This window comes from Paraburkholderia sp. 2C, assembly GCF_054589215.1.
Map to the genome: position 1 here is coordinate 31,731 of NZ_BAAILL010000041.1, position 12,979 is coordinate 44,709.

The window sequence follows — 12,979 nt, forward strand, 5'->3', positions numbered from 1 at the left end:
ATCGATGCGAGCGCAACGAATATCGTTGCCCGCACTGCATTCCGCGCTCCACCCCGTTCACCACCACGTCTTGCGGCTGTCATAAATTCGTTCGCATTGTCGAAAAACCACCCGGGCGCGGCGCCGCTTTTTCGTTACGGCGTCATTTGACCGGCGCGGGGGCCGGTGTCCCGGGCCGCTGCGGCGTCGCGGATTTACCCCACGCATTGCCGAAGCGAATGCTCTCGGCCGAATAGTTGAATGTGCCGACCTGATTCGACGGCGACTTCGCCAGCGCTTCGGCGGCACTGATGCCGCTTGCCGCGGCGCTCGGCGTGGGCGCAAGCTGCTGGCTCAGGCAATCGTACGAAAGCGCCTGCACGCCGTTCACTTCCGCATTCACGCATACCCGCTTGCCGTTGTTCGGCGCCGCGGCCTGCGTGGAAGCCGCGTCCGTGCCGGCGTCGGCAGGCGCGTTTTGCGCCCACGCCGCGCCAACCATCGCGCCCATCGATACGGCCCCTGCAACGGGAATCGATAACCTCACCACCAGCCGCACCACACGTTTACGCAGTTTCATCACAAGTTCCTCTCATGATGTCCCCGTATCGGCGCGCTCCCTGTCGACCGGCGGGCGGCCGGCCGCGGCAAAGCGCTGGAACTCCTTCACATCGGCCCGTTTCATCCAGGGCGGCGGAGTCTCGAGGAAGGAGGTGTCGCGACGCACCGTTTCATAATGGATCAATTGCCTCGAAGTCGGAAACGGTGTTTCGCGCGGCGCGTGGTACATCATCTTGAAGAGCCGCGCCTGCGGCCCGCGCTGCGTCCACAGGTCGCCGACATCGCGCACCGTCGCATCGAAGCAGAAACGCACCCAGACCGGCCTGCCGCCCATTGCACCGGCGCGCATGAATTGGGCCAGCGTCAGCAGCACATAAGGCAAGTCATGTTGTTCGAGCGACGGATACGACCAGAGGTTCATTACGTCGGCGTAACCGACGAGATAGATGAAACGCCGCACCGTGACCGACGGCGCCGCGCGACGCATGACCTGGAAATGACGCTGCCAGTTTTCGACAAATACACCGCGCTGTTCGTGCTCGAGCGTGGCGTCGCGCCTGCGGCGCACGCTCGGCGCTTCGGGCTGGTACGACAGCGTGGATAGCGGGCAGCGCTCTTCGTCGTACGCAATCAGATGGCGAAAGCGCGGGCCCGTGCCGCCGTCGGCGAGCGGCGTCAGTTCGCCGAAGCAAACGGGACAATGCAGGCTCGACTTGTCGCCGGCACCGTAGTGCGCACCGACGACGTGAAAGCCGTGGCTCCCGACGTTGACCGCGTCGAGCGGCCGCGCAATGTCGGACGAGGTTCCCGTGCTCACTCGCTTGGCCCCTTGCGCGCCGGTCAGTGAACCGCGGCGAGCGCTTTCTTCAGCGCGTCTTCATCGATCGGCGCAGCCGACGGACTCGCGAGCTTCGCCATATACGCCTGCGCGTTCTGCGCTTCGCGTTGCTGACGCAGTTGCGCGCGCAACTGTTCCTTCACGTCGGCAAGCGGACGCACGCTTTGCGCGCGCGTATCGGTCAGCTTGATCACATGAAAGCCCGACGACGTCTGCAGCGGACCCGCGATGTCGCCCGTCTTCATTCCTTCGACCGCCTTGCGGATTTCCGGCATCAGGAGCCCATCGGGCACGAAGCCCATATCGCCGCCGTTCGCCGCGCTTTGCGGCTCCTGCGAATTAGCCTTCGCGAGCGCGGCGAAATCGGCCCCCGACGCGCGCGCCTGACGCGCGAGATCGGTTGCCTGCTTGCGCGCCTTGTCGAGCGTTGCCGCATCGGCGTTGGCCGACGTCGCGATATAGATCTGCGATAGCCGTACCGCGTGCGGCAATGTGAACAGCTGAGGATTGCGGCTGTACGCGGCCTGAATGTCCGCGTCGGACGGATAGTCGGCGGGCGGCACCGAGACCGATGCGAGATAGCTGCGCAGAATCACGTCGCGGCGCGCTTCGTCGATCAGCGCCGTCACTTGCGGCTGCTTGTCCCAGCCCTTCGCGTGTGCTTCGGCGAGCACGGCCGTCGTCGCGAGCTTCGCGCGCACGAGCTGATCGAGCTTCGTCGGGTCGGCCGCGAGACGCGTCCTGACATCGGGGCTCAACGACTGCAGGAACTGCGTCATATCGGCTTGCGTGACGGTCGCGTCGCCTGCGCGCGCGACGACATCGTCCTTCGCATGCGCCGCGCATGACAACGCGAACACTGCGCTTCCCACCACCATGGCAACTGTCTTCACTTTCGCACTCCCACTGCTGAAAAAATTGGCCGGCTGCCGATGCGCCTGCCCGATGCAAGCGTTCACCTGGTTGCGCACGCATCTATGCATCTATGCGGCATCGGCAGCCGGTGTCCGATGCTTCACATCCCGGCGCCCACCGACAACCGTACGACGACGGGCTGCTTCATCGTGCGCGGCGGCGGCGCACCAACGGTCTGTGCCAGCAGAAGCGAACGCAGGTCCGCTTCGGCCGCATCGTCGCCGATATCGTCGAATTGCACCTGCTCGACTTGCCCCGTGCGATCGAGCCACACGCGCACTTTCAGCGTCGGCGGATCGAACGGCAACGGTGCGTCGTCCGCCGCCTGTTGCGATTGCGGCGCTTGAGCCAGCGCGCCGGCGTCGGTGTCGACCCAGTTGCTGAAGTAGTCGTTGAAGCGGCGCGCGGTGTCCGTGTCGGACGAAAGCGCTGTCTGCAGCGTTTCCGACACGCGCTGCGCATAGGCAAGCCACGCTTGCGGCGCCTTCTCGATGCTGACGTGCTGCGCGCCCGCGCCGGCCCACACGCTTTGCGTGAACGCCAGCAGCGCGGCACCGAGCGCGCCCGCTACGCCGGGCTTGCCCGGCCTGTTCATTGCGCGCCGGCCTTCGACGCGTCCGTCGCGACGCTCGCGAGACCCGCCACCGTGACGCCCGCGCCGGCTTCGGCCGCGGCCATCGCCGGCCGGTTGCGCAGATGCAGCAGGAATTCGCGAATCAGGCGATCCCACAGTTCGATCAGCGAACGCAGATTGCGCTCGCTGATGCCGCCCGCCACCACCACGTCCATTTCGAGCACGAGAAACGGCGCCTGCTCCCAGAGCCGCGCGAAGCGCTTCGTGCGGTTCCAGCTCGCGACGATTTCCGCGGGCAATTCACCCTGTACCTGCAGCGCGCAGCTCAGCGTGAAGTCGAGGAACGTGCCCGCTTCGGTGCCCGGATTGCCGAAGCGCACCGCAAAGCCGACCCCCTGGCTCGCGCTCATCAGCTGCACGGCGCCATTCTGCTCGGCCGGCGTCACACGGTAGCCCGCTGCCTTGAATACATCGGCCAGCTGATCGACGCTGACGGCTTCGATGAACATCTCGTCGTTCCCCTTCTTCACTGCTGCTTTTGCTGCGGTCGTCATATCGTTTCCTGTTGTTTCGATCCGATTGTGTGAACGGTCCGATGGCGTTCACGGGCTACGGCAATAACTGCGTCGAGCGGAATGCCATGCTTAACCGCGTATGGTGCGACGCCTTCGTGACTGTGTTATTTCGATGGCGCCGCTGCAGGCGCGGGCGTTCCCGCGCTCGCTCCCGCGCTGGTTCCCGATCCTGCCGCGGCAGGCGCCGGCAGTGCATTCGGATCGTATTTGCCCGCATACAGCTGATCGCCGTACTGCTGCCCGATCTCGTCGTACTTCACGCGCGCACTTTGCGCGAACGGCTGGCGCGTCTTCATGAAGGTGCCCAGATCGACATGCTCGTATGCATCGAGAATGTCGTGTCCGACCTTGTACAGCTGCACATTCTTCGCCTGGCAGGTCTGCAGTTGCGTGTCGCGCGCCTTCAGCTCGCTTTGCACCTGCTTGCGCTGCGCGTCCTGCGTGTGCGATTCGGCAAGCAGCGCGTCATACGCGGCCTTCACCTTCGTCAGCTCCGTCGAATCCTTCGCGTGACTCGCGCGCTCGGCAGCGAGCGAGCGCTCGGCCTGCTCCTGCGCGCCCGACTTGCCCTTCGCCGCATCGAGCTCGCCCTGCGCGGCTTTCAGGTCGGCGAGCGCCTTGTCACGCTGCTGCTCGGCCGACGCCTTGTCCGCTTGCAGTTGCGCCTGCGTATCCTGCAGCTGCCGCAGCTGCTCGACGGTCGAACGTAGTTGCGCGCGCAACCGGTCTTCGAGGCTGCCGCTTTGCGCATGTGCCGGCAGCGATGCACAGAACAGCGCGGCACTGACGCAGCCGCTTGCCACGCTCAATAGACGTTTTCGCATGGTCAGCCTCAGAATCTCGCATTAAGCTCGAGCTGCAGCACGTCGATCAGCAGCGGCGGCCCATACACTTCGCGTGCGCTCAGGTAACGCGCGGACAGCCACGCATCGCGCGCGACCGCATACTGCGCGCCGATCACATAACCCTTCGCATTCGTACCGCCGAGGTGGAAGTCCGAATCGGTGAACGCATCGAGCACCGCGTCCGGCTGCAAGTACTTATATGCGACCGAGAAGTTCCACTGGCCCTTCTCGACCGTGTCCGGCTCGCCGAGCGTCATCTTGAACATAAAGCCGTTGCCGCCGCTGCGATAGTCGGATGCCGATACCGTCGAGCTCGCCGTGTTGAAGTTGTTGACCGGCGGCGACGCCGCATTGAGCGCCTTGTTCGCGTCGAACGCGAGGTTGCGCACGTACTCGCCGTCGAGCCGCACCTTATAGCGGTCCATCAGCTTCGTATCCCATTCGAGCTTCGCGTCGAACAGACGATAGTTGTACGCGAGACCGAACAGCTGCGGCTCGGGCGTGGTTCCCGGCGCGAGGTTCGGGTTCTGCACGATATTGCGCAGCGCGATCAGCGTATTGCCCTTCTGGATAAAGTCCGGCGCATCGTTGTCGGTGCTACAGCTCGTCGCGCCGAGGAACAGCGCGCAAGGCGACGACAGCTCGCCGCGCGAGTTCTGGAAGTCGTAGTACGCAATCGCGCCCTTCAGGCGGTTCGTCTCGTTGATCTTCCATTCGGCGCCGAACTGGCCGGCGAACAGCCACTTCGTATCGCTGCCCTCTTTCACCGGGCTGTTCGACGGGAAGTTGTCGTCGCCGTACTGCACCGGGAACGCACCGAGCGTGCCGAACAGCGTGATGTCCGCGGTCGTCGGCAACGCATGCCGGAAATTCGCCGCGAATCCGTCGAACTCGAGGTCAGGATCGAACAGCAGGTCCGACGAGAAGAACGGATTGTCGAAGCGGCCCGCGGTCAGCGACATCCACGAGGTCGGCGAATATGTGACGTACGCCTTGTTCAGCCAGATGTTTTTCTTGTCGAAGCCGCCGCCGAGCAGCTGCGTCGTCGAAACCGGATCGTTGTCGTTACCCGACGCGAGCTGGATGCCGGAGCTCAGGCCGTCGGCAATCTGCGCCGTGACGCCGAGACGCGCACGCACGCTGAACAGGTTCGAACGGTTCGTCGTCGTATTGATGGACGGCGGTGCGCCTTCACCCGGCGTATTGCCCGTGAAGTCGAAGCCGCCCATGCGGTTGATCGCGCCGAAGTCCGTCACACCCGTCACGTTGCGCGGCGAGTAGAAGTCGAACTGATCGCGTATGCGCAGATCGCCGTCGATCTTGATGCGCGACACCCAGTCCGGGAACGTGTTGGGCTGCGCCCAGTTTTCCGCCTTCGCCTGTGCGACCACTTCCTGCTTTACCTGGTCGCGGATCTGATCGCGCACGACTTGCGGCACGTACGGCACCGCAACGTCGCCCGGCTGCGTCGGCGCATTCGCGACCACCGGCACCGGCGGACGCGCGGCGGCCGCTTTCGCCTGCGCGGTTTCGGCCTGCGCCTGCGAGATCAGGTCGTTCGCATTCTGCTGCGTAAGCACGCCGCGCTTGACCAGCAGGTTGATCAGGTTGATTACCGTGCTTTCGGTCGGCGCGGCTGCACCGCTTCCTGCCGGCGTTGCTGCCCGATTTGCCGCCTGCGTCTCGAGCGATTGCGCATGCGCGCCCGCGGTCAACGACATCCCCAGTGCCGCCAGCACCGCGAAATTGATCCGCGTGCGGCGGATCGCTTTCCCCCCGCCATGCTGCCCGCCACCCCGTAACACCATCTTTTGAATCATTCTGATTCTCCGCATAACTGCTGATTTTTCTACTGGCCCCGCATGGCTCACCAATCGCCCCCGCGATTCGCGTCAGCCCGGCTGATGCCCCTGTAAGTTGAGCCGCACCGGGTATTGCCATGACGGCGGCGGCGGTTCGTCGAGCTTGCCGAGCACCTGCAGCGCGCTGACGACGGCGTCGTCGAGCTTCGCGTCGCCAGTGGACTGGCCGATCGTCACCTTGACGATGCGTCCCGACGGCTCGAGCCACAGATTCACGCCGACCGAAAAGCGCAAACCCTCCCCTGCTTCCTGCACGCTCTTGTCGCGCTCGACGGCCTGCTGCAGCGCGTACACGAGGTATTGCGAGTAAGTGGCGTTGCCGAAGCCGCCGTTGCCGGTACCGCTGCCGGCCATGCCCGAACCGTCGCCGGCCGCAATCGCAAAGTTGTCCGTGCCGGCTTGCGCGGGCGCGTTCATCGTCATCTGCTTCGGCATGTTGTCCATCGGCTTCGGCGCTTCCGCGGGCTTGGGCGTCGCGGTCGGCTTCGGCACCGGCGTCTGCACCTCCGGCTGCTTCTCGGGCGGCGGCTTGATCTTCGGCGGCGGTGGCGGCGGTGGCGGCGGCACCGGAATCACCGTCGTCACGCGCGGTGCTTCGGCGCGCTTCACGCCGGCCGTGTCGTTCGCAAAGCGCCACACGGCAAAGCCGACGCCGGCCAGCACGATCACGTAGATCGCCGGCTTCACGAAGCGCTTGAGGCCCTTCTTCTCGTCGTCGGGATCGCCGCCGTGGCCGCCCTCGTAGGTCATTTCCATGAGCGAAGCCTCCGGCTGCCGCTGCCGCTGCTGCTGCTGCTGCGCGCGCGTGTCATGATTTCTGCTTGCCCGTCACGAGACCCACTTGCGTCAGATCGAGCCGGCGCAGCAGATCGAGCACATCCATCACCTTCTGGTACGCGACCGCCGAGTCGCCCTTCAGCACGATCGGCGCATCGGGTGTCGTCGCCTTGATCGTGCGCAGCCGGTTTTCGAGCTCGTCCATCGTCACCGGATACGCGTCGAGGAAGATCTGCCCCGAGTCGGATACGGTGATCGCTTTCGTCTGCGGCTTGGCGAGACTTGCCGACGAACTCGCCTTCGGCAGATCGACCTTGATCCCCTGCACCGACGCGGTGGTCATGATGATGAAGATGATCAGCAGTACGTACGCGAGGTCCAGCATCGGCGTGATGTTGATGTCGTCGTACGGCTTGTCGTCGTCCTGAACTTGCATGGCGTTACGCCCTCCGTTGTTGCGTGCTGCGGCGCATGTCGTGTGTCTTGTGCGGTTGCGTCTCTTTCATCAATCGGCGGCGATCGCGTGGTCCACGCTGCGATGCGCTTCCGCGAGACGCGTAACGAACTCGTCGACGAACACCTGCATGTTCGCGGTCACGTTCTTGTTGCGAATGAGCAGATAGTTGTAGCCAAACAGCGCGGGAATCGCGACGAACAAACCAGTGACCGTGGCGAGCAGCGCGGCGGCAATACCCGGTGCGATCGCGTTCACGTTGACGTCGCCGGCGGCGGCGATCGCGGCGAACGTGATCATCACGCCGACCACGGTGCCGAGCAGGCCGAGGAACGGGCCGCCGGAAATGGCGATCGTCAGCAAAACCATCGACTTCGAGAGGCGCTGGTTTTCGCGCACGAGCGTCGCGTCCATCGTGGCGCGGATCGCTTCGATCGACTCGGTGGTGATGACCGTGCGGCCGTTCTCATCGACGCGGCTGTGGATTTCCGACACCCCCGCGCGATAGAGGCGATACAGCGACGAGTGGCGCAGACGCTTGCCGTCTTCCGAGCGCTCGTCGGTATGCGCGAGGCCGACCAGATGACGGCCCGCGACTTCGCGAAAGCGCTTCACGAAGAAGGCGTTCGCCTTGTCGACGGTGCCCACGTACTTCGCCTTGTTCCACATCACGACCCACGACGTGAATGCCATCGCGAGCAGGATGACGATGACGACCCATGCGTCGACGGTCACCGACTTCACGATCACGCCGAAGTAGCCGAAGCCGAAGCCCGACTGCTTCTCGTCGGCGCCGTAGGCGACCAGCTTCGATTCGGAACCCTGGCTCATTGCGTCGATGCCGATCAGCGTGGCCGACCGCGCGACCTTCGACAGGCGCAGTTCGTCGATCTCGCCGACGTAGCCGCTGCCGGCGCCGCCCGCGACGTCGCCGCCGATGGCGGCCGCACCGTTCAGCGCGGGCAGCGCGGCAGCGACCTGCGCGACCTGATGGCCGCCCACGTAGAGCGTGAGGTTCGTGCCGTCGGCGGTCACCGCGATATGCGACCACTGGCCGGCGGCGATCGGCGCCGTGGCGGGCGTGCGGGCCGGTGCGGCGCCGCCGTCCACTTCGGCGAACGGCACGCCGTTGTCGAGCCCGATCAGCACGCCGTTGGCGCCGTCGCGGCGCGCGAACAGCAGCGTTTGCGGCGCGAGCGCGGCGGGCTTCACCCATGCGCTGAACGTGAACTTGCCGCCTGCCGGAATGGCCAGCGACGGGCTCGCCGCGAGATTCACCGGCGTCTTGCCATCGAATTGCGCAGCCTTGCCGACGATGCCGTCTTCGACGATGCGCGACGCTGCGTTCTGCGCGTTATTCGCATACGCGGTCAGATCCTTTGTCGGCGCACCCGATGCACCGTTGAAGTGATAGACGAGCGTGTAATCGGGGTCGAACGTCTCGGCCGGCTTCGCGCCGTCCGGCGCTTTCCTGTTGCCGTAGTACATCCAGATGTTTTCTGTCGCGCCGGCGGGAAACTGCGGCACGTCCACCCAGACGAGCGCCACGCCGAGCACCGGGTCGTACTGTTCGATGTGATAGTTGAGCGGCGTCTTGTCGTCGGCGGCGACGAAGCGGATATCGGCGCCGCTGTCCTGCAAGCCGTCGAACTGGAAGTTGCCTGAATGCAGACGGATCAGCAGCGGCACGCGTCCGGCCGACTCCGCGATATTGCCGCCCTTCGGCGTGGTGTCGATCGTGATCGATTTGCGGAACGACCAGTCGTTCTGCCACCACGCATTCGCCACCCCTGGCAGCCACATGAAGGCCACCGTCAGTAATACCAACCAAGCTCGCTTCACAGTCAAATCCCCCGATAAACCGGCCGGTACACGGCCGGCCCAACACATTTAAAGAAACCGGCCAGGTTAAAAACTCGCGCGCACATAGAAGTCGAAGTGCGGGCTATACGCTTTCGTGAAGGTCCCGGACTTCATCGGGAACGCCATTTCGAGGTCGGCGCTCGCGTACTTCAGCAACTGCAGGCGCGTGCCGATACCGACGGACAGCATGTTGAAAGACGACTCCTGCTCCGGAAGCGGGCTCAACAACCACAGATGCGCGGAATCGACGAACGCATGGAAGCGCCATTCGTTCACGATCGATCCGTTGAAATATTTCGCGACCGACGGACTGCGCAGTTCGAGCGAACCGATCACGCCGCTGTCCCCGGTGTTTTCCGCGGACAGATAGCCGCGCACGGTGGTGATGCCGCCTGCCGCGAACTGCTCGCTCGAGACGAGCGGCGAGTTCGCGATCTGGCCTGTGACGTGCGCGTTCAGTTGCATATCGCGCGGCAGGTTCTGCGTGTGATTGACGTCGAACTTGCCGTAGATGAAGTCAGCGGTCGCGTCGAAGCGTTTGTTGTCGAAGTCGTCCGCGCTGCTGCTGGCGCCGCGCAGGTTGGTGGTCAGCGAAACCGAGAACGCGGTCTGCGAGTTCTTCAGGTTCAACTGGCCGTTGTACGCGAACGTGACCGGCACGTACGTGATCGGCGCTTGCGACGATGTGCCCGCGAAGATGTCGTTTTCGTCGAAATGCTTGTGGTCGATTTCAACGGTCGCCGATTCGGAATACGTGTCGGTCGACGGCAATGCGTAGATCGCCTGCAAGCCGAACGACGTGCCCTTGCCGAGCACCGTCGTGTTGCCGAGCGATGCGACGTTGCTGTCCGAGTGATAGGCGGTGGCAAGCAGGCTCCAGTGCGTGCCCTGCAGCGGCGCGAGATACGAGAACGTGTAGACCTTCGCGTCCTGCGGATGCTGCGGCGCGAGCAGGAAGCTGCCGGAAATCACGTGGCCGAGCTGCCACAGGTTCGAATAGCTCAGCGCGGCGACCGTGCGCAGCTCCGATGTGTCGGGGCTGTGGTCGTTGTTCAGTTCGATGCTGCCGTGCAGCGGATTGTGATCGTCGACCTTGAGGTCGACATCGACCGTTTGCGGCAATGCGCCGGCTTTCAGCACCGGAATCACCTGACGGTCCTGCGATTTGTTGAGGTCGGTCAGCTGTCGTTGCGCGGCGTTGAAATCGGGCACCGTGCCTTCCGCGAGCGCCGGCACCGCATCGCGAATCTCCTGCGGCGAGTTGTACTTCGAGCCCTCGACGCGCAAGCGCCCCACTTTCGCCTCGACCACTTGCAGCAGAATCACACCGCCTTTCACCTGCTGCGCGGGCAACTCGACGACCACCGACTGGTACCCGTTGTCCTGATAGACCTTCTGCAGCGCATCGCGCGCGGCATTGACGTCGGCAAGCGTCTTACCCGGTCCTTCGAACGGATAGACCGCTTTTTCGATCTCGATGGACGGCAGCGTCGTATTGCCTCGCACGATGAACTCGTTGACGTCGAAGGTGGGCGGCGGATTGGCCGCTGCCCGGGTTGCCTGCGTATTTGCCTGCTCGGTTGCCTGCTCAGTTACCTGTTTCGTTGTCGATGCCTGTGCTCGCCCGCCCGTTTGCGCCGTTCCCTGAGCCGTTGCCTGCGTGTCGGTTTGTGTTTGCGCCTGCGCGAGCGGCGCAAGCGTGATCCCGCCTACGAGCAGTGCACCCGCCAGGCACTGCCCGATCCGGTTATTCGATTCCCCGTCTACTACCGGCGTCATGCGCCACCCCTTGATTGCTTGAAATTCTCAGCGTTATCGGTTCGCTTGCAGCACTTCGCGTCGCTTGCGTTATACGTGTTTCAGGTCAATTTGATGACAGCGGCTCAGTATTCCTAAATAGTTAACCTGGTCTCTCTCCGGCGCCACACAAACTGTTTTCCCATCGCCTGCTTATTGACTCTTCAAGACTCTTCAATCGGCGCAGACGACTTTCGCATTCGCGAAAATCCAACCGCGTTGGCCGCAGGCCACGCCGGCAAATCGCTTGGCGATATGCACCGGAACAGCCGGAATGCTCAGGTTCCACACTACGTGTTACGCATGCCGGTCACTCAAGCCGCATTCGAACCGACGCATCTATTTGCATAGACGGAGCGAACCGCACGAAACCGCATTTTTTTGTTTGGACAATCCGACGGGGTCGAATACGCGGACCACCTGAATTGCGCTGCCGGCCGTCGCCGCTTGCGCATGCGGCGACCGGCAGGTTCATTGACGGGATGACAACGGCTGAAGGCTTTTTGCCTCCCTGTCTATCCAGACGTACTGGAACTCGCGAACCCGCAAACTTTCGTCGCAGCGTGATGGCAGACGGAAAACGTCTGCATTTCCATACTGCTGACACGTGCTGCACACACATTGCACACCAGCGCACCGGCGCAACGACGCGGTCACGACCGCCCGGATCGAGCCGCGTAGCGATACTGCACTGCCGATATGGCGAGACCGTTACCGACCGGCTGCTTCCTCCGGATCCCGCACAGCCTTGACCGCCTCTTCGTCTTCTTCGCGCGGCCTTTGCTGCCAGAAGCCGCCGCGCATCGTGGTGATCGACGGCATCTGCGCCCACTGGCGCGGATTCAGAATCTCCGCGCGCAACACATCGGGCAGCACCTGCACGTCGAGTATTTCTTCGACACCGTTGTAAAACTCGAGAATGCCGAGCAGTTCGCCGCTCGCGAGGTCGACGGCGGCGACGCCCGCGACGAGTTCGTCGCGCTCCGCTTCGATCGGCAAGCCTTGCGGGCCGCGCTTCATGCGCAGCTTCGACAGCCCGATGAAAAGCACGCCGCGATATTCGGCGAGCCCGTGCGTAAAGCCGGGCAGTTTCGCGACGACTTCTTTCGCGCCCGTGGCGGGATCGATGCGCAACAGCGCGCCGCGTCCGCCTTCGAGCACATGGAGCTGCCCGTTGATGATGCGCGGAGAGTGCGGCATCGAAAGACCGTTCGCGATAATGCGCCCCGACGGCACTTCCATCACGATGCCGCCGTCGGCCATGCCCTTACGCCAGCCGAACGGCGTGTTCGTTTCGCCGAGCGCGGTCACGTAGCGCACTTTCGATTCGTGGAACGCCATACCGTTGAGATGGCAACGATCGTCGGGACCGAATTCGGTGACAAAAGGCGGCTGCCAGATCGGCGTGAAATTGAAGTAGCCGTCGATCACGCTGATGCACGAATAGCGCGTATTCACCGCGAGCACGATCTGCTTGTCGAACGCCATATCGTGCAAATCGAGGTCGCCCGTATAGTGGGACATCCGCGGCACATACATCGCGTCGTAATGATTCGGCCGCTCCGGATAAAGCGGCGCGAGCGACGACACATTCGCAAAAATCATCAGCTCGTGAATCGTTGCGATCGCAAGGCGTTTGCCGCCCACTGCAAGTCCCATCGAGCGCGGCAACTGGCAGGCGGACAGCGTCGGTATGCCGTTCTCGACCCCGAGAATCGCGACGCCTGAAGGGCGCCGGCTGATGGCGAGCGAACACTTCAGCGATGCAAGCACGTCGAGAAAACGCCCGGTATCGCGCAAGTTGATCAGCGGCGCTTCTATGGGGTCTGTCTGCGTGGGGTTGGCTGCGGCATCGTGCGGAGACTGCTCCACTACTTTTCCTTTTATTTGCGTGTGCTGCATTCGATCGCTCGAATGGGTCTTTTTTCAAGGTAGCGCA

12 protein-coding genes are annotated in these 12,979 nt (G+C 63.6%); all 12 read right to left on the reverse strand.

Features of this window, described 5'->3' with window-relative positions:
* Positions 1-142: 142 nt before the first annotated feature.
* The 12 genes from ACYPXD_RS18735 to ACYPXD_RS18790 all read right to left on the reverse strand — a co-directional run bounded on the left by ACYPXD_RS18735 (position 143) and on the right by ACYPXD_RS18790 (position 12,912).
* Entirely contained in the window at positions 143-559 is a 417-nt protein-coding gene (locus tag ACYPXD_RS18735; protein WP_459714367.1) for a hypothetical protein, read from the reverse strand.
* Positions 560-571: 12 nt separating this feature from the next.
* Complete coding sequence (locus ACYPXD_RS18740; RefSeq protein ID WP_459714369.1) at positions 572-1,357, reverse strand: hypothetical protein; 786 nt, start codon at positions 1,355-1,357, stop codon at positions 572-574.
* 23 nt (positions 1,358-1,380) lie between these two features.
* Positions 1,381-2,271, reverse strand: a complete 891-nt coding sequence (locus ACYPXD_RS18745) for a peptidylprolyl isomerase (protein WP_459714371.1) — start codon at positions 2,269-2,271, stop codon at positions 1,381-1,383.
* 122 nt (positions 2,272-2,393) lie between these two features.
* On the reverse strand, positions 2,394-2,888 hold the full coding sequence (locus tag ACYPXD_RS18750; RefSeq protein WP_459714373.1) for a hypothetical protein: 495 nt from the start codon (positions 2,886-2,888) through the stop codon (positions 2,394-2,396).
* Positions 2,885-3,421 carry a YbjN domain-containing protein gene (locus ACYPXD_RS18755; RefSeq protein WP_459714375.1) on the reverse strand — a complete coding sequence of 179 codons (537 nt, stop codon included), beginning with the start codon at positions 3,419-3,421 and terminating at the stop codon, positions 2,885-2,887. Before ACYPXD_RS18755 ends, ACYPXD_RS18750 begins: the two co-directional genes overlap by 4 nt.
* Before the next feature lie 125 nt (positions 3,422-3,546).
* Entirely contained in the window at positions 3,547-4,266 is a 720-nt protein-coding gene (locus ACYPXD_RS18760; protein ID WP_459714377.1) for a hypothetical protein, read from the reverse strand.
* A gap of 8 nt (positions 4,267-4,274) precedes the next feature.
* The gene (locus ACYPXD_RS18765; RefSeq protein ID WP_459714379.1) at positions 4,275-6,107 is read right to left on the reverse strand and encodes a putative porin; all 1,833 of its coding nucleotides are present in this window, start codon (positions 6,105-6,107) and stop codon (positions 4,275-4,277) included.
* A 72-nt stretch (positions 6,108-6,179) separates the two neighbouring features.
* The gene (locus ACYPXD_RS18770; RefSeq protein WP_459714381.1) at positions 6,180-6,905 is read right to left on the reverse strand and encodes a TonB C-terminal domain-containing protein; all 726 of its coding nucleotides are present in this window, start codon (positions 6,903-6,905) and stop codon (positions 6,180-6,182) included.
* A 52-nt stretch (positions 6,906-6,957) separates the two neighbouring features.
* Positions 6,958-7,362 carry an ExbD/TolR family protein gene (locus ACYPXD_RS18775; RefSeq protein WP_175112243.1) on the reverse strand — a complete coding sequence of 135 codons (405 nt, stop codon included), beginning with the start codon at positions 7,360-7,362 and terminating at the stop codon, positions 6,958-6,960.
* A 69-nt stretch (positions 7,363-7,431) separates the two neighbouring features.
* Complete coding sequence (locus ACYPXD_RS18780; protein WP_459714384.1) at positions 7,432-9,183, reverse strand: DUF2341 domain-containing protein; 1,752 nt, start codon at positions 9,181-9,183, stop codon at positions 7,432-7,434.
* Positions 9,184-9,288: 105 nt separating this feature from the next.
* Positions 9,289-11,022, reverse strand: a complete 1,734-nt coding sequence (locus ACYPXD_RS18785; RefSeq protein ID WP_459714386.1) for a ShlB/FhaC/HecB family hemolysin secretion/activation protein — start codon at positions 11,020-11,022, stop codon at positions 9,289-9,291.
* A gap of 729 nt (positions 11,023-11,751) precedes the next feature.
* Positions 11,752-12,912, reverse strand: coding sequence for a TIGR03032 family protein (locus tag ACYPXD_RS18790; RefSeq protein ID WP_459714389.1), 1,161 nt, complete (start codon positions 12,910-12,912; stop codon positions 11,752-11,754).
* Positions 12,913-12,979: the final 67 nt, after the last annotated feature.